This is a genomic window from Variovorax sp. Varisp41, from assembly GCF_047325085.1.
Classification (GTDB): Bacteria; Pseudomonadota; Gammaproteobacteria; order Burkholderiales; family Burkholderiaceae_C; genus Variovorax.
The window spans coordinates 4130877-4152647 of sequence record NZ_CP168540.1; the positions used below are offsets into that span (position 1 = coordinate 4130877).

22 protein-coding genes are annotated in these 21771 nt (G+C 70.8%); 3 read left to right on the forward strand and 19 right to left on the reverse strand.

All coding sequences use genetic code 11. The annotated features are described in order from the left end of the window. Window positions 1-8: 8 nt before the first annotated feature. From ACEN9J_RS19065 to ACEN9J_RS19085, 5 genes are read right to left on the reverse strand one after another with little or no spacing between them, the layout of a single operon-like run. Window positions 9-1163 carry a ring-opening amidohydrolase gene (locus tag ACEN9J_RS19065; protein ID WP_057591272.1) on the reverse strand — a complete coding sequence of 385 codons (1155 nt, stop codon included), beginning with the start codon at window positions 1161-1163 and terminating at the stop codon, window positions 9-11. Continuing rightward, the gene (gene allB / locus ACEN9J_RS19070; RefSeq protein WP_413761770.1) at window positions 1160-2629 is read right to left on the reverse strand and encodes an allantoinase AllB; all 1470 of its coding nucleotides are present in this window, start codon (window positions 2627-2629) and stop codon (window positions 1160-1162) included. The genes ACEN9J_RS19065 and allB overlap by 4 nt, the downstream gene beginning before the upstream one ends. A 17-nt stretch (window positions 2630-2646) precedes the next feature. Further along, the gene (locus tag ACEN9J_RS19075; RefSeq protein ID WP_093344065.1) at window positions 2647-3438 is read right to left on the reverse strand and encodes an SDR family NAD(P)-dependent oxidoreductase; all 792 of its coding nucleotides are present in this window, start codon (window positions 3436-3438) and stop codon (window positions 2647-2649) included. Window positions 3439-3478: 40 nt separating this feature from the next. Then, entirely contained in the window at window positions 3479-4519 is a 1041-nt protein-coding gene (locus tag ACEN9J_RS19080) for an ABC transporter substrate-binding protein (RefSeq protein WP_413761771.1), read from the reverse strand. 1 nt (window position 4520) lies between these two features. After that, a complete protein-coding gene (locus ACEN9J_RS19085; protein WP_413761772.1) occupies window positions 4521-5366 on the reverse strand; it encodes a cysteine hydrolase family protein in 846 nt (281 codons plus the stop codon). Window positions 5367-5522: 156 nt separating this feature from the next. Here ACEN9J_RS19085 and ACEN9J_RS19090 point away from each other — a divergent pair, with 156 nt between their 5' ends. Further along, a complete protein-coding gene (locus tag ACEN9J_RS19090; RefSeq protein ID WP_413761773.1) occupies window positions 5523-6428 on the forward strand; it encodes a LysR family transcriptional regulator in 906 nt (301 codons plus the stop codon). Between the two features lies 1 nt (window position 6429). Here the strand turns inward: ACEN9J_RS19090 and ACEN9J_RS19095 are convergent, their stop codons facing one another. Then, window positions 6430-7329 carry a LysR family transcriptional regulator gene (locus ACEN9J_RS19095; protein ID WP_413761774.1) on the reverse strand — a complete coding sequence of 300 codons (900 nt, stop codon included), beginning with the start codon at window positions 7327-7329 and terminating at the stop codon, window positions 6430-6432. 72 nt (window positions 7330-7401) lie between these two features. Between ACEN9J_RS19095 and ACEN9J_RS19100 the strand changes: the two genes are divergently transcribed. Together ACEN9J_RS19100 and ACEN9J_RS19105 are read left to right on the forward strand one after the other, a co-directional pair. Continuing rightward, window positions 7402-8652: a flavin-dependent oxidoreductase gene (locus tag ACEN9J_RS19100; RefSeq protein WP_413761775.1), complete on the forward strand. Its 1251-nt coding sequence runs from the start codon at window positions 7402-7404 to the stop codon at window positions 8650-8652. Between the two features lie 35 nt (window positions 8653-8687). Further along, complete coding sequence (locus tag ACEN9J_RS19105; RefSeq protein ID WP_413761776.1) at window positions 8688-9650, forward strand: tripartite tricarboxylate transporter substrate binding protein; 963 nt, start codon at window positions 8688-8690, stop codon at window positions 9648-9650. 135 nt (window positions 9651-9785) lie between these two features. Here ACEN9J_RS19105 and ACEN9J_RS19110 read toward each other — a convergent pair whose 3' ends face one another. The 13 genes from ACEN9J_RS19110 to ACEN9J_RS19170 form a co-directional block, all read right to left on the reverse strand. After that, complete coding sequence (locus tag ACEN9J_RS19110) at window positions 9786-10556, reverse strand: GntR family transcriptional regulator (RefSeq protein ID WP_057597946.1); 771 nt, start codon at window positions 10554-10556, stop codon at window positions 9786-9788. A 29-nt stretch (window positions 10557-10585) separates the two neighbouring features. Beyond that, window positions 10586-11254 carry a cysteine hydrolase family protein gene (locus tag ACEN9J_RS19115; RefSeq protein ID WP_413761777.1) on the reverse strand — a complete coding sequence of 223 codons (669 nt, stop codon included), beginning with the start codon at window positions 11252-11254 and terminating at the stop codon, window positions 10586-10588. Window positions 11255-11267: 13 nt separating this feature from the next. After that, complete coding sequence (locus ACEN9J_RS19120; RefSeq protein WP_413761778.1) at window positions 11268-12842, reverse strand: ABC transporter ATP-binding protein; 1575 nt, start codon at window positions 12840-12842, stop codon at window positions 11268-11270. A gap of 181 nt (window positions 12843-13023) precedes the next feature. Then, a complete protein-coding gene (locus ACEN9J_RS19125) occupies window positions 13024-13734 on the reverse strand; it encodes a cysteine hydrolase family protein (protein ID WP_057592792.1) in 711 nt (236 codons plus the stop codon). Beyond that, window positions 13731-14732 (reverse strand): formamidase, encoded by a 1002-nt coding sequence (locus ACEN9J_RS19130; RefSeq protein WP_057592791.1) that lies wholly within the window; start codon window positions 14730-14732, stop codon window positions 13731-13733. The genes ACEN9J_RS19125 and ACEN9J_RS19130 overlap by 4 nt, the downstream gene beginning before the upstream one ends. A 43-nt stretch (window positions 14733-14775) precedes the next feature. Further along, the gene (locus tag ACEN9J_RS19135; protein ID WP_057592790.1) at window positions 14776-15699 is read right to left on the reverse strand and encodes an ABC transporter permease; all 924 of its coding nucleotides are present in this window, start codon (window positions 15697-15699) and stop codon (window positions 14776-14778) included. Then, window positions 15696-16772 (reverse strand): ABC transporter permease, encoded by a 1077-nt coding sequence (locus tag ACEN9J_RS19140; RefSeq protein WP_057592789.1) that lies wholly within the window; start codon window positions 16770-16772, stop codon window positions 15696-15698. Before ACEN9J_RS19140 ends, ACEN9J_RS19135 begins: the two co-directional genes overlap by 4 nt. A gap of 117 nt (window positions 16773-16889) precedes the next feature. Beyond that, window positions 16890-18008, reverse strand: coding sequence for a BMP family ABC transporter substrate-binding protein (locus ACEN9J_RS19145; RefSeq protein WP_093344041.1), 1119 nt, complete (start codon window positions 18006-18008; stop codon window positions 16890-16892). A gap of 45 nt (window positions 18009-18053) precedes the next feature. Continuing rightward, complete coding sequence (gene hpxZ / locus ACEN9J_RS19150; protein ID WP_057592787.1) at window positions 18054-18440, reverse strand: oxalurate catabolism protein HpxZ; 387 nt, start codon at window positions 18438-18440, stop codon at window positions 18054-18056. A 22-nt stretch (window positions 18441-18462) separates the two neighbouring features. Beyond that, a complete protein-coding gene (locus ACEN9J_RS19155; RefSeq protein WP_413761779.1) occupies window positions 18463-19890 on the reverse strand; it encodes an AtzE family amidohydrolase in 1428 nt (475 codons plus the stop codon). After that, window positions 19887-20093, reverse strand: a complete 207-nt coding sequence (locus tag ACEN9J_RS19160) for a DUF4089 domain-containing protein (protein ID WP_296732973.1) — start codon at window positions 20091-20093, stop codon at window positions 19887-19889. The genes ACEN9J_RS19155 and ACEN9J_RS19160 overlap by 4 nt, the downstream gene beginning before the upstream one ends. 14 nt (window positions 20094-20107) lie before the next feature. Continuing rightward, window positions 20108-20941, reverse strand: coding sequence for an ABC transporter ATP-binding protein (locus ACEN9J_RS19165; protein ID WP_413761780.1), 834 nt, complete (start codon window positions 20939-20941; stop codon window positions 20108-20110). After that, entirely contained in the window at window positions 20938-21768 is an 831-nt protein-coding gene (locus ACEN9J_RS19170; RefSeq protein ID WP_413761781.1) for an ABC transporter permease, read from the reverse strand. Before ACEN9J_RS19170 ends, ACEN9J_RS19165 begins: the two co-directional genes overlap by 4 nt. Window positions 21769-21771: the final 3 nt, after the last annotated feature.

Sequence of the window (21771 nt, forward strand, 5' to 3'; positions counted from 1 at the left end):
GGTCGCTTTCAGGAAGAAGGAGAGGACGCGTGCGCGTCCTCGACGCGCACGATCGCGGCCACCGGACCGCCGCCCGCGGGCCCCTGGTGCTCCGCGCCGCCCGAGACATAGAGCGCGGTGTGGCCGGCCAGCGAGGCCAGCACGCCGCCGACCACCGCGCGCGCATGGCGCGTGGCATGGATGTCGGAGTCGTTGAGCATGGTGTGGCGCTCGCCGCGCACGCGGCCGTCGGGGCTGGCCTCGGCCTTGGCGAGCAGGTTCACGAGCCGGCGCGAGACGGCCTGCGCATCGCGCTCGGCATCGAGGCCGAAGGCATCGCGCAGCAGCGCGCGCACGCTGTGGCCGTCGATCGCGTCGCGCATCACGCCGTGGGCGATGCGCAGCGCCGAGGCGCTGGCGCGCGCCTCGCCGAGCACGATGACCACGTTGCCCTCGAGCTCGATGCCGGCCGAGGCCGAGGCGCGCGCCGAGTAGGCGCTCCAGTCGGCCATCACGCTGGCGTCGCCGATCTCGGCGCGCGCCACCTCGCCGAGCGCCACCGCCACGCCGAGCGCCGAGGCGCCGCGCGAGTAGCCCATCGACTCGTAGCTGTCGTGCGTGACCGGCGCGGCACCGCGCGCGAGCGCGGCCGCCACCTTGGCCGAGGTCAAGAGCGGGCACTTGACCTGCACGAAGTGCACGTCGTGCGTGCTGTCGATGCCCGCGTCGCGCATCGCCGCGGCCACGGCCTCGGCGGTGGCGTCGATCTGCGCGGCGCGGCCCATCTCCTCGGGCAGGAAGTCGCGCGTGTGCGCCACGCCCACCACCAGCCGCTTCTCGCCATGCGTTGGCGCGGCCTCGTCGCGCCAGCGCCGCGCGAACACGGTGAAGTGCGGCGAGAGCACGCCCTCGGTGCCGCCCGACATCACGAGCGCCACCTGGCGGTGCACGGCCTCGGGCGCGCAGCCGAGCGCGCCCGCGAGCAGTTGGCACCAGGCCGCGGAGGCGTACTCGCGCGTGAAGTCGTTGACGCAGCCGTTGCCCTCGGTCTTGCCCATCACCGCGACGATCTCGGACGGCACGAGCTCGCCCGCCTCGATCAGTGCCCGCGCGCCGCGCAGGTCGCCGGGCCCGCTGCACGGGATGCGCCAGACGCGCACTTCCTGGATGCGGCCGCCGCTCATGCCGCGTCCCAGTCGATCTCGCCGACCGGCACCGCATTCACGGGCACGCCCGGCGGCGTCTCGAGGATCGCGCTGCTGTAGTGCTCGGTGTTGCGCGGCCTGGCCACCGGCATGCGCTGCACACTCTTCACCGAGCGGCCCCAGCCCGCGGCCTCGGCCACCAGCCGGCCGTCGCGCATCACGAAGCGCCCGCGCAGCAGGGTGTGCAGCGGATAGCCGCGCACCGCGCGACCGTTCCACGGCGAGATCTTGCTGATGCTCTGCAGCCTGTTCTGCGACAGCACGCCCGCGCGGTTCATGTCGACGAAGGCGATGTCTGCATGCGCGCCCGGCGCGATCACGCCCTTGGTGCCGTACAGGCCCCAGGCCTTGGCCGGGTTGACCGAACTCCAGCGCACGTAGTCCATCAGCGAGGCACGGCCGCGGTTGACCTCGGTCAGCATCAGCGGCATCTGCGTCTCCACGCCCGGGAAGCCGCAGTCGCAGTCCCAGATGCTCTCGCGCGTCTTCTCCTCGGGCGCGTGCGGCGCATGGTCGGTGGCGATCATGTCGAGCGTGCCGTCGAGCAGCGCGTCCCACAGCGGCTGGTTGTGGCGCGGCTCGCGGATCGGCGGGTTCAGCCGCATCACGCCGCCGAGCGTGCGCATGTGGTCGGTGTTGAGCAGCAGGTACTGCGGGCAGGTCTCGGCCGTCACGTCGACGCCGCGCGCGCGCGCCGCGCGCAGCAGGTAGAGCGAATCGGCCGCGCTGTGGTGCGCGATGTGCACGCGCGCGCCGGTCCATTCGGCCAGGGTGAGCACGCGGCCGATGGCCTCGATCTCGGCCACCGCGGGCCGCGCCGCCAAATGCGCCATCGCGTCGATGCGCCCGGCCGCCTGCATCTTCTTCTGGCGCCGGAACAGGATCGAGGAGTTCTCGGCATGCACCACCGTGCGGATGCCCAGCGGCGCGAGCTTCTCGAAGCCCTCGAGCAGCGCGCCGTCGGTGGGCGCGGGCAGGTTGCCGAAGGTGTTGCCGACGAAGGCCTTGAAGCTGGTCACGCCGGCCTCGAGCAGTTCCTCGAGACGCTCGACGGTGTCGTCGCCGAGCAGGCCATGGATGCCGAAGTCCACGTACGAGGACTCGGCCGCCTTCTGCTTGAGGCGCAGCGCCTCGACGGTACCGGTCGGCGGGTTGGTGTTGGGCATCTCGAACACGGTGGTCACGCCGCCGAGCGCCGCGGCCGCCGAACCGGTCTTCCAGGTCTCCTTGTTCGGATAGCCGGGGTCGCGGAAATGCACGTGGCTGTCGATGGCGCCCGGCAGCAGGTGCAGGCCGTCGGCGCGCATCTCCTCGCGCGCGGGTGGCATGGTGTCGTCGTGGCCCACGGCCACGATGCGCTCGCCGGCGATCGCGACGGCGGCTTCGAAGATGCGCTCCGGCGACACCACCTGGGCGCCGCGGATGACGAGGTCGACTTCCTTCATGGTTCGTTCCTCCGCTTTCAGAGCATGGCCCAGCCGCCATCGACCGGCAGGTCGACGCCGGTGATCTGGCGCGAGACCTCGCTGGCCATGAACAGGCAGGCGTTGGCCACGTCGGCGTCGGTGGAGACGCGTCGCAGCGCGTAGTCGGCCGCATGGCGCGTCATCGCCTCCTCGAGCGTGATGCCCAGCTTCTCGGCCATGTTGGCGCACACCTTCTCGCGAAAGCGCGGCCCGTCGACCATGCCCGGCGCGACGCAGTTGACGTTGATGCCGTGCGGGCCGGCCTCGAGCGCGAAGCTCTTGGTGATGCCGCGCAGCCCCCACTTCGAGGCCGAGTAGGCGAGCCGGCCCGCGCGCCCGCGCATGCCGAAGGTGCCGCCGACGTTGACCACCTTGCCGCTCTTGCGCTCGATCATCGAGGGCAGCACCGCGTGCATGGTGTTGAAGCAGCCCGTCATGTTGAGCTGCACGATCTCGTCGAACTCCTCGCTCGTGGTCTCCCAGCCGGTCTTGCCGATCGGGCCCGAGCCGCCGGCGACGTTCACCAGGATGTCGATGCGGCCGAAGGCCTCGAGCGCATGCGCGGCCAGCGCCTCGGTCTGCGCGCTCTGCGTGAGGTCGCAGGGCACCACGATGGCGGCCACGCCGAGCGCGCGCGCCTCGGCGGCCACGGGCTCGATGGCGGCGGTGTCGCGGCCGGCCAGCACCAGCTTCGCGCCTTCGCGCGCGAAGGCCAGCGTCACGGCGCGCCCCATGCCCTTGGCGGGGCCGGTGATGAGCGCCACCTTGTCCTTGAGTTGCAGGTCCATGTTCGTGTCTTTCTCTGTTCGTTCGTCGTCGTGGCGGGGTTCAGGGCTGGCGGTCCAGGCTCGAGGGCCGCTCGGCGCGCGCGGGCAGGAAGCCGCGGTCGAAGACCTCGGCCACCGTGGGCTTGCGCGGCAGCTTGTTGGCATCGGCCACGATCTCGATCGCGCGCTGCATGCGCGCCTCGTCGATGTCGCCCAGGCCGATGCGCGCGATCTCGGGATGGCTCATGTCGTTGCGCAGGGTGGCGAGCAGCTTCTCCTTCTCGACCTCGCGCTTGAGCAGCGGCTCGCGCTTCATCACCGCGGCCACGCCGGCATCGGGATCGGCGATCACGTCCCTGATCGCGCGGTTGAGCGCCTTCACGAAGCCCTGCACCGCCTTCGGGTTGTCCTTCACGAAGGCGCGCGAGAAGAACACGGCGTTCGAATAGAGGTCCATGCCGTGGTCGCCGTAGCGGATGAAGCGCAGGTCCTTCGCGGGATCGAGGCCCATGGCCTTGGCGCTGAAGCTCACGGTGGTCACGTAGCCGAACGCGGCGTCGATCTGGCCACGGCTCAACATCTGCTCGCGCAGGTTGGGCGCCATGTTGGTGATGTTGACCTTGGCGGGGTCGACGTTGGCGATCTTCGCGAAGGCCGGGAACAGCTTGAGCGCGCCGTCGTTGGCCGGGCCGCCGATGGTCTTGCCCTCGAGGTCCTTGGGCGTGCGGATCGGGCTGTCCTGCTTCACCACCAGCGTGAAGGGCGGCGTGTTGTAGAGCATGTAGACCGCCACCGGCGCGTCGGCCGGGCGCTTGGAGGCCAGGTCGATCAGCGCGTTCACGTCGCCGAAGCCGGCCTGGTAGGCGCCCGCGGCCACCTTCGGGATCGAGGCGGCCGAGCCCTCGCCCTGGTCGATCTCGACGTCGAGGCCCTCGGCCTTGAAGTAGCCCTTGTCCTGCGCGGTGAAGAACCAGGCCTGCGCGCCTTCGTACTTCCAGTTGAGAACCATCTTGACCGAGGTCTGGGCGGCGGCGCCGGTGGCGGCCAGCGCGAGCGCGCAGGCCGAGAGCAGCGCGGGCATGGGGCGGCGGAAGAGGGACATGTCAGGACTCCTGGTGGGACGGGGTGGATGCGGTGCGGCGCGAACGCTTCGGCAGCGAGGCCATGAGCGCTTCGGCCGTGGCGACGAAGCCGTGCAGCTGCTGCACGATGAAATGGATGCCGCGCGTGACGTAGGCCGGCGACGGCGTGTTGCAGGCGTCCTTCAAGAGCACGCAGTCGTAGCCGAGGAAGGCCGCGTCCTGCAGCGTGGAGAACACGCAGCGGTCGGTGTTGATGCCCGCGAAGAGCAAGGTGGTGATGCCCTGCTGGCGCAGCAGGCTGTCGAACTCGTTGTCCCAGAAGCCGCTCAGGCGATGCTTGTGCACGGTGATGTCGGAGGCGGCGACCTCGAGCTCGTCGACCACGCGCGCGCCCCATTCGCCGCGCACCAGCGAGGGGCCGTGGTCGATCGGCGAACGCTCGGCATAGCCCACGCCATCGGCGCTGCGCTTGCCCTTGAAGTGGATGGTCGGGCTGAGGTTGCGCGCATCGGCGCGGATGCCCCAGTTGAGCCACACCACCGCGCCGCCGGCCGCGCGCCAGGCGGGCAAGAGGCGCGCGATGACGGGAATGGGCTTGCGCGCGGCCTTGGTGCCCAGGCCCTTCTGCGCGAACCAGCCCTCGGGGTGGCAGAAGTCGTTCTGCATGTCGACCACCACGAGCGCGCTGCGCGCGAGGTCGAACTGCACCGGCTGCGGCTGCGCATCGATGCGCACCGGAACGGGCCGCCTTGGTGCGCGCACCAGGCTCACGCCCTGCGCGTCGAGCGTCCAGGCGTTGTGCGCGGCGGGGCCGAAGCGTGCCGGCTGTGCGTCTTTGGTGCGTGGGGGCGGCGATGGGCGTTTCATGCCCGATCACTACGCAGTCACCGTGCCAGAAGGTGCTCCGAATCCATACCGTTTCGCGGACCCTGCGTTGCCGCAACGGCAACGCACCTCCTGTGCCGCCATTGGCCCGGATCGTGCAACCGGTCGCGGCCACATCCCTTCAGCCAACGATCCGCCATGAACCACCTGCGCTTCCTGCGCTATGCCGACGAGGTCGCCCGCGCGGGCTCGATCCGCCAGGCCGCCGAACGGCTGCATGTCGCGCCCTCGGCCGTGAACCGCCGCATCCAGGACATCGAGGAGGAGCTCGGCACGCCGATCTTCGAGCGGCTGCCGCGCGGCATGCGGCTGACCACCGCGGGCGAGCTGTTCATGCGCTACGTGCGCGGGCGCGCGGCCGACCTCGAGCGCGTGCGCTCCGAGATCGAGGAGCTCAAGGGGCTGCGCCGCGGCACGGTGCGGGTGGTGGCGAGCCAGGCGCTGGCGCCGCGCTTCCTGCCCGCGGCGATCCACGACTTCCGCCGGAGCCATCCGCTGGTGGCCTTCGAGGTGCGCATCGGCGACCACGTGCAGGCGGCCGAGGCGCTGCGCAGCTTCGGCACCGACCTCGCGCTGGTGTTCAACCTCGCGCCCGAGAGCGACATCGAGCGCCTGACCTCGGTCGAGCAGCGGCTGATGGCGCTGATGCATGCGCGCCATCCGCTGGCCATCGCCACCGGCACGGCCACCGGCGTGCGGCTGCGCGACTGCGCCGAGTACCCGGTGGTGCTGCCCAACCGCGACACCGGCGGGCGCCAGCTGATCGAGCGCTTCCTCGCGCGCAGCTCGATACGCATCGACGCGATGGTGGAGAGCAACAGTTTCGAGTTCCTGCGCGGCTGCGTCTACGACCGGCGCTCGATCTCGTTCCAGATGGCGATCGGCGCCCTGCCCGACGACCGCGAGGTGGTGGTGCGCGAGATCGAGGACCGCGGCTTCCCGCGCGGCGAGCTGGTGCTCGCGAACCTGCGCGGGCGGCAGCTGCCGGTGATCGCCTATGCGTTCGCGGAGTTCCTGGGGAAGCGGCTGGCGGCGCTCGACTGACTCAGTGCGAGAGCGCCGGCAGCGCCTTCATCAGCGTCTCGCTGAAGGCCCGCAGCGCCTCGGTCTCGTGCGCGCCGCGCTTGGTCACGCGGAAGAAGTCCATGCCCACGCGCGGCTTCACGAGCACGTCGGTCCGCACGCGGTGGCGGCGGCAGGCCGCGAGCGCGAAGGTCGGCATCACGGCGGTGCCGAAGCCGGCCTCGACCATCGAGATCAGCGTGCCGAAGAAGTTGAAGGCGGGCCGCTGCGCGTCGGCCAGGCCCATCTCGCCGAGCTGGCGGTCGATCACCTTCTGGATCGGGTTGCCGGGCGGCAGGCCGATCAGCGCGGCACCGCGCAGCGCCGACCAGGGCGCGCTGCCGACCGGCTCGCCGTCGGCCGCGGCCTGCGTCACGCGCATCAGCTCGAAGCGGCCCACGGGCGTGCGGTCGAGGCCGGGCGCGGCCCTGAAGAAGAAGCCCAGGCCGAGGTCGGCATCGCCCGCCTCCACCATCGCCTCGACGTCGCGCAGGTCGGCATCGAACAGCCGCAGCGCGACCTGCGGGTGCGCCTCGCGGAAGCTCGCGAAGACCCAGGGCAGCAGGTGCGACGACACCAGCGGCGTGGCCGCGATGCGCAGGGTCTGGCGCGCCGCGTCGCCCTCGGCGCCGAGCTCGGCCGCCACGTCGTCGAGATCGGTCAGCAGCCGCTCGACCACCGGCAGCAGCCGCCGGCCGGCCGGCGTGAGGCTCACCATGCGCGTGGTGCGGTCGAACAGGCGGCAGCCGAGCTGCTTCTCCATCTCGCGGATCAGGATGCTCAGGCCGGCCTGGGTGATGTGCGCCTGCTCGGCCGCGCGCGTGAAGTTGCCGATGCGCGCCACCTGCAGGAAGGCGCGCATCTGGCGCGTGCTCAAGTTCATAAGAATTCATGATAAATCCATATCACATCTAAATTTCCCCTATGGCTCGTTTCAGGTCCCAATACGACCCCCATGAGCACCGCATCCAACGAAGTCATCATCCTGGGCGCCGGCATCGGCGGCCTGACCCTCGCGCTGAGCCTGCATCAGGCCGGCATCGCCTGCCGCGTCTACGAGGCCGTGCCCGAGCTGCGCCCGCTGGGCGTGGGCATCAACCTGCTGCCGCACGCGGTGCGCGAGCTGTCCGAGCTGGGCCTGCTCGAGGCGCTCGACCGGGTCGGCGTGCGCACGCAGGAGGCGGTGTTCTTCACCGAGCACGGCCAGCTGGTGTTCCGCGAGCCCGCGGGCCGGCATGCGGGCTACGACTGGCCGCAGTACTCGATCCACCGCGGCGACCTGCAGACCGTGCTGCTCGAGGAGACGCTGAAGCGCCTCGGCCCAGACAGCGTGCGCTGCGGCCACCGCTGCACCGGCGTCGAGCAGGACGACGCGGGCGTGACGGTGCATTTCGCCGACGGCCGCGCGCCGGTGCGCGGCGCAGTGGCGATCGGCTGCGACGGCATCCACTCGGCGCTGCGCAAGCAGCTCTATCCCAACGAAGGCGCGCCGCGCTACTCGGGCATCAACATGTGGCGCGGCACGGCCGCGTGGCAGCCGTTCCTCACGGGCGGCAGCATGGTGCGCGCGGGCTGGCTCACGGTCGGCAAGATGGTGATCTACCCGATCCGCAACGACATCGACGCGCAGGGCCGCCAGCTCGTGAACTGGGTGGCCGAGATCCACGCACCGCAGCCCGCGATGCGCGACTGGAGCCGCGCCGGCCGGCTCGAGGACTTCCTGCCCGCCTTCGCCGACTGGCACTTCGACTGGCTCGACGTGCCGGCGCTGATCCAGGCTTCCGACACCATCCTCGAGTACCCGATGGTCGACCAGGACCCGCTGCCGCGCTGGACCCACGGCCGCCTCACGCTCCTGGGCGACGCCGCGCACCCGATGGTGCCGCGCGGCTCCAACGGCGCGGGCCAGGCGATCATCGACGCGCGTTTTCTCGCGGGCGCGATGAAGCGCGAGGGCGTCGGCCAGGCCGCGCTCGAGAGCTACGACCGGGTGCGCGTGAAGGCCACCACCGAGGTGGTGCTGACCAACCGCAGCAATCCGCCCGACACCATCCTGCGCGAGGTGTTCGAGCGCTCGGGCGGCAAGCGCTTCGACAGGCTCGACGAGATCGTGACGCAGCAGGAGCTGCAGGCGATCTCGGACCACTACAAGCGCGTGGCCGGCTACGACCCGGCCGCGCTCAAGCAGCGCGCCCCGTACCTTTGACCCCATCCCCCCAAGAACATGCACCCGGAGACACCGTGCGCCTTCTGACCAAGACCCTCGCCACCCTGCTCGCCGCCGCCAGCGCCATGGCCGCCCATGCCTGGCCCGACCAGGCCGTGACGCTGGTCGTGCCCTACACGCCCGGCACCGGCATCGACCTGATCGCACGCCAGCTCTCGGCACGGCTGCCCGCGGCGCTGGGCCAGCCGGTGGTGGTGGAGAACGTGGCCGGCGCCAGCGGCAACATCGGCAGCGAGAAGGTGGCGCGCGCCAAGCCCGACGGCTACACGCTGATGGTGCAGGTCAACACGCTGGTGATGAACAAGAGCCTCTACAAGACGCTGGCCTACGACCCGGTGGCGGACTTCACGCCGGTGACGCTGACCTCCTGGGGCACGCTGCTGCTGGTGACCAACCCGAACACGCAGAAGGCCGGCACGCTCGCGCAGCTCGTGGCCGCGGCCAAGTCGCATCCGGGCCAGCTGACCTACGCCACGCCCGGCGTCGGCACGCCGCACCACCTGTCGATGGCGCTCTTGATGCAGGGCACCGGCACCGAGCTGCTGCACGTGCCCTACAAGGGCACCGCGGGCGCCGTCACCGACCTGCTCGGCGGGCGCATCGACGCGATGTTCCTGCCGGTGCACGTGGCGCTGCAGCACATCCAGGCCGGCAAGCTCAAGGCGCTCGCCACCGGCAGCAGCCACCGCCTGCCGCAACTGCCCGACGTGCCCACCCTGGCCGAGGCCGGCGTGACCGCCGACAACGTCGACATGTGGTACGGCGTGCTCGCCCCCAAGGGCACGCCGGCCGACGTGGTGGCGCGGCTCAACAAGGAGATCGCCGCGGTGCTGAAGTCGCCCGAGGTCGCCAAGTCCTTCGAGGCGCAGGGCATGGTGCCCGCGAGCTCGACGCCTGCGGAGTTCAGCACGCTGGTCCAGAAGGATGCGCAGCGCTGGGCGGCGGTGGTGAAGAAGGGGAACATCACGGCGGATTGAGCCGGCGTCTTTCTCCCTCCCCCGCTGGGGGAGGGCCGGGGTGGGGGCATGCGGCGGTGGACAGGGTCGCGGCCTCATCGACCGCCCGGTGCCCCCATCCCGACCTTCCCCCAGCGGGGGAAGGGGCAAATGCCTTCAACGCGGCGCGCGCCCCGCGTGCCGCGCCAGATGCACCTGGTGCAGCGTGATCTTGCGCACCTCGGCCTGGCTGGTCTCGATGTGGGCACGCAGCAGCATCGCGGCCTGGTCGCCGCGGTTGGCGCGCACGGCCTTGAGGATCTTGGCGTGCTCGTCGTAGGTGGCGTCGATGCGCGGCTGCTGCGTGAAGTCGAGGCGGCGGATGATGCGGATGCGGTCGGTGACGTCGCGATGCACGCGCGCCATCTCGGCATTGCCCGCGGCCGCGACCAGCGAGCAGTGGAAGGCCTCGTCCCAGGCCGCGACCTGCGCCATGTCGGTGCTGCGCTGCGCGGCGGGCACCAGCCAGATGGCTGCGAGCTCGTCGAGCAGGCTGCGGTCGACGCGGCGGTCGGCCTCGCACAGGCGGTGCACGGCCGAGGTCTCGAGGATCATGCGCAGGTCGTAGAGCTGCTCGAACTGCTCGAAGTCGAAGGGCAGCACGCGCCAGCCGCTGCGGAACAGCACCTCGACGAAGCCCTCCTGCTGCAGCCGGAACAGCGCCTGGCGCACCGGCGTGCGCGAGACGCCGAGGCGGTCGCTGATCTCGTTCTCGGTGAAGCGGTCGCCCGGCACGAGGATGAACTCGGCCACGTCGCGCTTGAGCTGCGCATAGACCTCGTCGGCGCGCGTGCGGAACACAACCGCGTCGGCGGCCACCGGCGTGGACGCGGGGGCTGTGGGTTCGGCGGCTTCGGTGCCGTGGCGGGGACGGGCGATGGTCGACACGGGGCGAATGGTAGTCGCTGCGGCGCGCTTCATGCGCCGCCGAGCGCTTCGATGAGCTGGCCGCCGGTCGCGGTCCAGCCGACGATGCCGCCCTGGGCGCGCACCATCTCGACGGTGGCGGTCTTGAAGGCCGGGAAGTAGCTCTCGGTGCAGTCCTCGAGCAGCAGGCCGTCGTAGCCGCGGTCGTTGGCCTCGCGCATGCTGGTCTGCACGCAGACCTCGGTGGTGACGCCGCCGAACAGCAGGTGAGTGATGCCGCGTGCACGCAGCAACTCGTGCAGCTCGGTGGCGTAGAAGGCCCCCTTGCCGGGCTTGTCAATCACGATCTCGCCGGCCACGGGCGCGAGCGCCTCGATGATCTGGTTGCCGGGCTCGCCGGCCACGAGGATGCGGCCCATCGGTCCCTCGTCGCCGATGCGCAGCGTGGGATTGCCGCGGTTGCGCTTGGCCGGGGGGCAGTCCGAGAGATCGGGCCGGTGCGCCTCGCGCGTGTGGACCACGAGGCCGCCGGCCGCGCGCCAGGCGGCGAGCACGCGCTGCGTGGCCGGCACGATGGCCTCGAGCAGCGAGACGTCGTTGCCCAGGGTCTCGCCGAAGCCGCCGGGCTCGATGAAGTCGCGCTGCATGTCGATCAGCACGAGCGCGGTGGACTTCGGGTCGAAGTCGTAGGGAAAGGGAAGTGCCTGCGCGATCTGCATGTTGGATGTCCTTCTAGTGCCCGCCACCCATGTGCGCCCCGATCACGTGCCGCTCGGCACCCGCGGCGGCGGTCTCGTGGACCACGCGGCCCTCGCTCATGACGACGATGCGGTCCGACAGCTCGAGCAACTCGTCGAGGTCCTCGCTGACCAGCAGCACCGCCCCGCCCTTCTCGCGCACCTGCACGATGCGCGCGTGGATCTCGGCCACGGCCGCGAAGTCGAGGCCGAACACGGGGTTGGCGGCGATCAGCACGTTGATGTCGCCCGCGAGCTCGCGCGCGAGCACGGCGCGCTGCACGTTGCCGCCCGAGAGGCTGCGGATGGGCGCGCCTTCGCCCTGCGTCTTGACGCCGTATTCGGCGATCCATTCGCGCGCCCGTGCGCGCCAGCGCGAGAAGCGCAGCAGGCCGCCGGCCGCGAGCGGCGGACGGTCGAAGTCGCGCAGCGCCATGTTCTCGGCCACGCTCAGGTCGCCCACGCAGGCATTGCGCAGCGGCTCCTCGGGCAGGCTGCGCACCTTGAGTTCGCGGTTCTCGGCGCGGCTTGCGCGGTAGGGCGTGCCCATCACGCGCACCCGGCCCGCGAGGCGCGGACGCTGGCCGACCAGCGCCTCGACCAGTTCGCGCTGGCCGTTGCCCGAGACGCCCGCCACGCCGAGGATCTCCCCCGCGCGCACCGACAGGTTCAGGTCGTGCAGCGCGAGCGTGCCGCGGTCGCCGAGCGCGCGCAGGCCCTCGACCTCGAGCGCGACGGGCGCATCGGCGGCCGGCGCGCGGCGCGTGGAAGCTGCTGCCTGCGCCGGGGCCGCGGCGGCCTCCTGCGCACCCATCATGGTCGCGGCGAGCAGCGCCGGGCTGGTGTCGGCCACGCGGCCGTGATGCACGGCCTTGCCGCGCCGCAGCACCGTCACGCCGTCGGCATAGGCCATGACCTCGCGGAACTTGTGCGTGATGATCAGCACGGTGCACAGCCCGCTGCGCGCGAACTCGCGCACATGGCCCAGCACCTCGTCGGCCTCCTGCGGCGTGAGCACCGAGGTCGGCTCGTCGAGGATCAGCAGGCGCGGCTTCAGGTAGAGCTGCTTGAGCAGCTCGAGCTTCTGCTTCTCGCCCGCGGCCAGCTCGGACGGCCGTGCATCGAGGTCGAGGCGGAACGGCGTGGTGGCCAGGAAGGCCTCGAGTTCGGCGCGCTTGGCCTTCCAGTCGATCACCGCGGGGGTGCGGCCGCCGGCCAGCAGCAGGTTCTCGGCCACGGTCATGCCCGGTGCCAGCGTGAAGTGCTGGTAGACCATGCCGATGCCGAGCGCGCGCGCGACGATCGGGTTGGCGATGTCCTGCTCGCGGCCGTCGATCAGGATGCTGCCCTCCTCCGCGCGCTGGAAGCCGGCCACGCATTTCACCAATGTGCTCTTGCCCGCGCCGTTCTCGCCGAGCAGCGCATGCACGCTGCCGGGTTCCACGCGCAGGGTCACGCTGTCCATCGCGGTGAAGGCGCCGAAGCGCTTGGTGAGGCGGTAGGTGTCGAGCGCGAGCGCGCCGGTGCCTGGGGGGAGGCCGCCGATGGCGTGAGGGGATGTTGTGCTCATATCCGGACTCCAAGGGGTCGTTCGGGGCGCGGCCGGTACGACCACAGCGCCCCTCGATCACGTCGCTGGGGTGCCTTGCGCAGCGAAATCAAGGAGGAGGCCGAAGGCCGGGGGACATTCGCGGAGCAAGGCACCCCAGTGGCGTGATCGCGCCCCGGCCTGCCACAGAGAAGATCCGCGCTCATAACGCCGCCAGCAAAGCCTGCGACGAAGCATGCGCCCCGAACACCCCGCCCTGCATCGTGATCATCTTGAGCGCCGCGAGATGGTTGCCATGGTCGGTCGCCGCCGTGCAGTCCGACAGCAGCAGGCATTCGAAGCCGCGGTCGTTGGCGTCGCGCATGGTGGTGTGCACGCAGACGTCGGTGGTGATGCCCGCAAGGATCAGGTTCTCGATGCCGCGCGTGCGCAGGATCAGCTCGAGGTCGGTGGCATAGAACGAGCCCTTGCCGGGCTTGTCGATCACGGTCTCGCCGGGCAGCGGCGCGAGCTCGGGGATGATTTCCCAGCCCGGTTCGCCGCGCACCAGGATGCGCCCGCAGGGACCGTCGTCGCCGATGCCCACGCCGTTGGCGCCGATCTGACGCGAGCGCCAGCGCTTGTTGGCCGGCAGGTCGGCGAGATCGGGCCGGTGGCCCTCGCGCGTGTGGATCACGTGATAGCCCAGCGGCCGCAGCGCCGCGAGCGTGCGCGCGATCGGCTGGATCGGCGCCTGCACCAGCGACAGGTCGTAGCCCATCACGTCGACATAGCCGCCCTTGCCGCAGAAGTCGGTCTGCATGTCGATCACGATCAGCGCCGTGTTGTCGGGCCGAAGCTGGCCGTTGTAGGGCCAGGCATAGGGTTCGGCCGCGACGTGGCGCCGCACGGTGGCGGTGTAGTTGGTGCTCATTGCCCGGGTCCTGCGTAGCTGCGTTCGGGCGGCGCGAAGCCGCAAGGCGTGCCGTCGGTCACCTTCACCTCGGCGCTCCAGGGCAGTCGGTAGGTGCCCGCGGCCATGTCGCGCATGTAGGTGTAGGGACAGTCCTGCGCCCCGCCCTTCACCGCCACGTAGCCGCGGTGGTAGAGCTGGTAGATGTTGTTCTCCACGCCCCAGCCGGTGCGCGCCTCGCGCACCAGGTCGGGCCGCAGCTCGGCCGTGACGATCTCGTCGACGCGGCCGCCGCCCTCGACCAGCACGGTGCCGTCGAAGTTGCAGAACATGCCCTCGCCCATCGAGTCGAAGCTGCCGTCGCTGCCGCTCAGGCACACGCTGGCCGTGTAGGCGAGGTTGCAGAAGGCGTTGGCCTGGTTGGTGATCTTCCAGGCATGGCGGATCGGCGCCGTGTAGCCGGCCGTGCGCAGGATGATCTCGGCGCCCTTGTACGCGGCCTCGCGCGCCATCTCGGGGAACATGCCGTCGTGGCAGATGATCAGCGCGAGCTTGCTGCCGTTGGGGCCGTCGCACACCGGCACGCCGAGGTTGCCGGGCTCCCAGGGCTCGACCGGCACCCACGGATGCAGCTTGCGGTAGTAGAGCCGGATCTCGCCCTGGTCATCGATGATCAGCCCGCTGTTGTAGGGGTTGCCGCGCGGGTTGGCTTCCATGATCGAGAAGCAGCCCCAGATGCGGTGCTCGATGCAGGCCCGCTTGAAGGCCGCGACCTCGGGGCCGTCGAGCGTGCACATGATCTCGGGGTTGGTGTCCATCGAGAGGCCGTGCAGCGCGTACTCGGGGAACACCACCAGGTCCATGGTCGACTGGTTGCGGCGGGCCTTGCCCACCAGCGCGCAGATGCGCGCGGTCTGCGCCGCGAGCTCGGCGCGCGTCTTCACGTTCGGCAGCTGCAGCTGCACCAGGCCGACGACGACGCCGTTGGCCGATTTGTTGAGTCCGCCGAGGCCGCTCATGGGCGATGTCCTTGTGTGATGGGGTTGGGAGTCATGTCGAGGTTCAGTTCCTGGTGGCCGACAGCTCGCCGGGGCTGCCCGCGGCCGCGCTGCCGGGACGGCAGGTCAGCACCAGGATCGCCAGCGTGAGCACGTAGGGCACGGTGTTGAAGAGGTGGTAGCCCCAACCGATGCCGATCGACTGCAGCGCGGGACCGATGGCGCCCGCGCCGCCGAAGAGGAAGGCCGCGCCCACGCAGCGCAGCGGGCTCCAGCGCGCGAAGATCACCAGCGCCACCGCGATCAGGCCCTGGCCGCTCGAGATGCCCTCGTTCCAGCTGCCCGGATAGAACAGCGTGAGCGAGGCGCCGCCGAGCCCCGCGATGAAGCCGCCCGCGGTGGTGGCCGCGATGCGCAGGCCCGACACCGAATAGCCGAGCGCGCGCGTGGCCTGCGCCGAATCGCCGGCCATGCGCACCAAAAGGCCGATGCGCGTGCGCGCGAAGCCCCACCACAGCAGCAGCGCCAGCGCCAGGCCCACCGGCACCAGCGCATTGAGCTGCAGCGCCGAGCGCACCACCGGGTTGTCGCTCCAGAAGCCCAGCGGGATCGCGGGAATCTGCGGCGCCTGCGGCTGGATCAGCGGCTTGCCGAGATAGAACGCCAGGCCGGTGCCCAGCAGCATCAGCGCGATGCCGGTGGCCACGTCGTTGACGCGGTCGAGCGAACACAACAGGCCGTGCAGCAGCGCGAGCGCCGCGCCCGCCGTCGCGCCGATCAGCACGCCGAGCCAGGCCGAGTCGGTGAGGTAAGCACCGCCGAAGGCCGCCATGGCCGACAGCACCAGCACGCCTTCGAGGCCGAGGTTGATGCGGCCCGACTTCTCGGTGAGGCACTCGCCCAGGCTCACGAACAGGAAGGGCGCGCCCACGCGCAGCGCGCCGCCGACGATGCCGGCCACGAGCGCGATCCACTGGTCTGCGGTCATGCAACGGAACTCCTGTCGTAGCTCTTGGCTTCGGGCAGCATGCGATCGCCGAACTTCTTCCAGTTGACCGTGCGCAGCCCCTCGCTCGCGAGGATCAGCACGAAGGCGATGCCCTGCAGCACCAGCACCGAGGCATCGGGCAGGCCGACGCGCCGCTGCAGCAGGCTGCCCGCGGCGCCGAAGCCGCCGAACAGGATCGCCACCGGCACGATGGCCGCAGGGTTGTGGCGCGCGATGAAGGAGACCAGGATGCCCGCGTAGCCGTAGCCCGCGATCAGCGAAGCGTTGGCGTTGGTGTGCACCGCCGCCACCTCGATCGCGCCGGCCACGCCCGCACAGGCGCCGCCGAGGCCGCAGGCACCAAGGATCAGCCGCGTGGCCGGCAGTCCCACGAGTTGCGCGGTGCGCGGGTTGCCGCCCACCACGCGCACCGAGAAGCCGGAAGGCGTGGCGCGCAGCCAGGCCGCGAGGCCCAGGCAGGCGACGATGCCGACCACCAGGCCCCAGTGCACGTCGGAACCGCCGATGCCGCCGATCAGCAGGCCGTCGGGCAGGGTGTGGGTCGAGGGCTTGTTGAGGCTCGCGGGATCGCGCAGCGGCCCCTCGACCAGGTGCTTGAAGATGCCGATCGCGATGTAGGCCAAGAGCAGGCTGCTGATGGTCTCGTTGATGCCGCGGTACTGGCGCAGCCAGCCCGCGAGCATGATCCACAGCGCACCGACCGCCGCGCCCGCGATGCACAGCAGCGTGATGCCGGCCACGCCCGAAGGCAGCGGCAGCGCATGCGCGAGCGCCGCGCAGGCCAGGCCGCCGAACACCAGCGCGCCCTCGCCGCCGATCACGATCAGCCCGGCGCGCGCCGGCAGCGCCACGCACAGGGCCGTGAGCATCAGCGGCGCCGCGCGCTGCAGCGTGTTCTGCCACGAGAACCAGTCGCCGAAGGCGCCCTTGAACAGCGTGGTCCAGACCTCCACCGGATCGACGCCCGCGAAGGCGACGACCAGGCCGAAGACCAGGAGCGCCGCCGCGATGGCGAAGACCGGGAGGGCGAATTCCTTGAATGCGCTACGCATGACCGCTTTCTCGAAAGGGGGAGAATCGGCCGCCGCCGGGCCGCCCCAAGGCGGGCCGAGCCTCCCCCTCGGGGGGTGGCGAAGCACACGCAGTGGCAAGCCGGGGGGCCAACATTGCTAGACCGAACCGAGCACGCCTTCGACCAGGTAGTTCATCTTCTCGAGCTCGAGGTCGGTCTGCTTGAGCACCTTGCCGGCGGGCACCACCACCGCGCCCTTGTTGTCCTTGATGCCGTCCTTGAAGATGTCGAAGGTGCCCGCGATCATCTTCGCCTTGATGTCATCGGCCTGCTTCTTCGCGGCGTCCGGCACCATCGGGCCGTAGGCCGACATCTTCACGTAGCCTTCCTTCAGGCCGCCGCGCAGGAAGTTGGGATGCGGCTTGCCGGTCTGCGCGGCCTCGATCGCGGTCTTGTAGGCGGTGAGCCAGTTCCACTCGGCGCCCGTGAGGTAGGCGTTCGGCGCGAGCTTGGCCTGGCTCGCGTGGTAGCCGCAGACCATCTTGCCGCGCTTGGCGGCCGTCTCGACCACCACCTTGGGGCCGTCCACGTGCATGGTGAACACGTCGCAGCCCTGGTCGGCCAGGCTGTTGGTGGCCTCGGCCTCCTTCACGGCCATCGACCAGTCGCCGGTGAAGATCACGCTGCACGTGATGTTCGGCTTGACCGAGCGCGCACCGAGCGTGAAGGCGTTGATGTTGCGCAGCACCTGCGGGATCGGCTTGGCCGCGACGAAGGCAATCTTGTTGCTCTTCGTCATGTGGGCGGCGATCACGCCGTTGAGGAACTGGCACTCGTCGATGTAGCCGAAGAAGCTGCCGACGTTCTTCGGATGCTTGCCCTCGGTCCAGAGGCCGCCGCAGTGCGAGAAGCGCACGTCGGGGTTCTTGGGCGCGACGGCCAGGATGTGCGGATCGAAGTAGCCGAAGGAGGTCGGGAACAGCAGCTTGGCGCCGTCCTGCGCGATCATGCCCGACATGGTCTTCTGCACGGCCGCGGTCTCGGGCACGTTCTCCTCTTCCACCAGCTTGATGCCGGGCAGCTTCTTGATCTCGGCCGCGGCCTGCGCGTGCGCCTGGTTGTAGCCGTAGTCGTCGCGCGCGCCGACGTAGATCACGCCGACGGTGAGCGGCTTGGCCTGCGCGCGAGCGAAGGGGCTCAGCGCACCGAGGGTGCCGGCCGCGCCGAGGGCGGCCAGGGTCTTGAGGGAATCGCGGCGATTGGGTTGGCTCGTCATGCTGTGCTTTCGGGAGGGTGGAGGTGGGGGTGCAAGAAATGGGCCTCAGGCGCCGAGCAGGCTCACGTGCGCGGCGACCACGCGCCAGCCTTCGGCCGTGCGCATCCAGGTCTGGCTCTGGCGGCCGCTGCGTTCGCTGCCTTCGCGGCGGAACTCGCAGTTGGCGGTCGCGAAGTCGCGGCCGTAGGTGGTGATGGCGACGCGCAGCAGCTCGCGCGCGAGCCCCTGCGCGGGGCGCGATGCGCGAAAGGCCTGGATCGCTTCGTAGCCGTAGAGGTTCTCGGTCGCGCCGTAGCGCAGCGTGGTCGGGCTGGCCCAGAACAGTTCGTCGAGCACCTCGACCTCGTTGTGCACCAGTGCGTGCTCGTAGCGCGCGAAGACGGCCTCGACTTCGGCGAGCACGTCGGGCAGGTTGATCTCGGGAGTGGTCATGAAGCTGGGTGTCCGTCGGTCGTCAAAGGGTGGCCACGGGCGCGCGCGCCACGCCCGCGTCCTCGAGCGCCGCGGCCACGCGCAGCGCGAGGTCTTCGCGCCAGGGCGCGGCGATCAGCTGCACGCCGATCGGCAGCCGCGCATGCGCGCCCCACACCGGCACGCTGCACACCGGCAGGCCGATGCACGAGATCGGCTGGGTGAGCAGCCCCATGTTGGGTCGCACCGGCAGGCTCTGGCCGTTGATCTCGAAGCGCTCGGCGCCCACCGGCGTGGCGGCGCTCGGCGTGGCGGGCGCGAGCAGCACGTCGAAGCGGCCGAACACCCGCGCCACCGCCTCGGCATAGACGCGGCGCACGCGCTGGGCGCGCGCGATCCAGGCGGCCGGCAGCAGCGCGCCCGCGAGGAAGCGGTCGCGCGACAGCGGTTCGAAGTCGTGCGCGCGGCGGCGCAGGTCGTCGAGGTGCAGCGCCGCGCCTTCGGCGTTGGTGATCAGGAAGGCGGCCGCGCGGCCGGCCTCGACCAGCGGCAGCTCGACGCTGGCGTGCGCGGCCAGCGCATCGGCCACGCGGTCGACCGCGGCGTTGGCCTCGGCGCCGGCGTTGGCGCGGAAGTAGCCGCCGAGCACGCCGATGCGCAGGCCCTGCGTGCCGCGCACCAGCAGCGGCGCCACCGGTTCGACCGCGCGCTGCGTGCAGCCGGGGTCGCGCCGTCCGGCGGGATCCTCCGGGCCCTGCATCGCGTCGTAGGCCAGCGCGAGGTCGCGCGCCGAACGCGCGAAGGGCCCGAGGTGATCGAGGCTCGAGACGAAGGGATAGCTGCCGCTGCGCGGCAGCCGGCCGAAGGTGGGCTTGAGGCCGAACACGCCGCACAGCGAAGCCGGCACGCGGATCGAGCCGTTGGTGTCCGAGCCCAGCGTGAGCGCGACCTGCCCCGCAGCCACGGCCGCGCCCGAGCCGCCCGAGGAACCGCCCGCGATGCACGAGAGGTCGTGCGGATTGCGCGTCGGGCCCTCGTGGCTGTTCTCGGTGGTGAAGCCGTAGGCGTACTCGTCCATGTTGAGCGCGCCGACCAGCACCGCGCCCGCGCGCTCGAGCCGGCGCACCAGCAGCGCGTCGGCATTCGCGGGCGCGGCTTCGCGCTCGATCTTCGAGCCGGCCAGCGTGGCGATGCCCGCGATGTCGAACAGGTTCTTGACCGCGAAGGGCACGCCGAGCAGTGGCAGTTCGCGCGTGCGCTCGGCCGTGGCCGAGGCCAGCGAGGCATCGACCTGCGCGGCGCGGCGCAGCGCGCGTTCGCGCAGCACGGCGGTGAAGGCGTTGACGCGGCCGTCGGTGGCCTCGATGCGCGCGAGGCTGGCCTCGGCCAGCGCACTGGCGCTGACCTCGCCGCGGCGCACCGCCTCGGCCATGGCGCTCGCGTCCCTGGCGATCAGGCTGGCGGCGTTCATCGGCCGGCCTCCGAAGGCGAGACCGGAACGAACTGCACCGCCGCCTCGTCGTGCACCGACAGCGGCACCGCCTCGACGGTGGCCGCGAAGCCGGCCGCGAGCGCGAAGTAGCGCAGCACGCCCTCGCGGTGGGCGGGCGAGAGCGGGAGGCCGAGCGCGGCCGCGGCCGCGTCGACGTGGCGTTCGATCTGTTCGGGCGTCATGGCGTCGGCTCCTCTCAACGGCGCACTTCGCGCTGGAAGATGTCGAGGCTCAGCTTTTTCATCGCGACGAAGCTCTCGGTGCTCAGGGTCTCGACCGTGCGCGGGCGCGCATCGCCATAGCGCAGGATCTCGGCCACCTTGGTCGGGCGCTTGGTCAGGAGCAGCACCTCGTCGGCCAGGTACACGGCCTCCTCGAGGTCGTGCGAGACCAGCAGCATGGTGGTGCCGGTCTGCATGAACACCTCCTGCAGCTTCTCGCGGATGAACAGCGTCATCTCGAAGTCGAGCGCCGAGAAAGGCTCGTCGAGGAACAGCACCTCGGGATTCGGCGCGAGCGCGCGCATGATCGACGCGGTCTGCTGCTGGCCGCCCGAGAGCTCGTAGGGAAAGCGCTTGAGGTCGAACTTGACGTCGAAGGAGGCGACCAGCTCCTCCATGCGGTGATCGACCTCGGCCTTGCTGCGGCCTTCGAGCTTCAGCGGATAGGCGATGTTGTCGATGGTGCGCATCCACGGGAACATCGCCTCGCGGTAGTTCTGGAACACGTAGCCGATCTTGGTGTCCTTGCGCTGTTTCCCGTCGAACAGGATCTCGCCGCTGTCGATGGGGATCAGCCCCGCGATCATGTTGATCAGCGTGGACTTGCCGCAGCCGTTGGGACCGAACACCGAGACGATGCGGTGCTTGGGGATGTCGAGGTCGAAGTTCTCGTACAGCGGCCAGCCCGCGAAGTACTTGGTGAGGCCGCGGATCGTGATGTGGGTGCCGGCCGGGCCGGGCTTGAACACCGGCCTGGGCACGTCGGCATACACCGGGCCGTTGACGACGATGTCGGGCGTGGCTTTCATCGGCCGCTCCAGTGAACGATGCGGCGCTCGGCCACGAGGAAGAGGATGTTGAGCACGTAGCCCAGCGCGCCGGCCGCGAGGATGGCGGCATACATGCTCTTGACGTTGAGCACCTGCTGCGCGTCGATGATGCGGTGGCCCAGGCCGTTGTCGGAGCCGATGAACATCTCGGCCACGATCACGATCACCAGCGCCATCGAGACCGCCGAGCGCAGGCCCACGAAGCTGGGCTGCAGGCTCTCCCACACCAGCACGTCCTTGAAGATCTGCCAGCGCGAGGCGCCCATCACGCGCGCCGCCATCACGCGCTGCTTGCGCGCGTTGATCACGCCGTAGGCGCTGTTGAACACCACGATCAGCAGCGCGCCGAAGGCCGCGATCGCCACCTTGTTGATGTCGGACACGCCGAAGATCAGCAGGAACAGCGGGATCAGCGCCGACGAGGGCGTGGAGCGGAAGAAGTCGATCAGGAACTCGACGCTGCGGTAGGCGCGCTCGTTGCTGCCCAGCAGCACGCCCAGCGGCATGCCGACGATGGCGGCGATCGCGAAGGCCTGCACGGTGCGCCACACGGTGACGGCGAAGTCGACGAGCAGCGGCCCGCCGGCCAGGCCGGTGATAAGCGCGGCCACGGTGTCGGCCGGCGAGGGCAGCAGGATCGGCTTGATGAAGCCGAGCCGCACCACCAGGTCCCAGACGATGAACAGGACGACCGGCCCGATGGCCGGCAGCCAGCGCTCCCAGGCGGGCGCCTTCGGTGCCGCGGAGGCGGCGGCGTTGCCCGCGGGCGGCGCCCACGGGGAGGCGGTGGTGCTGCTGTCGGCCATGCC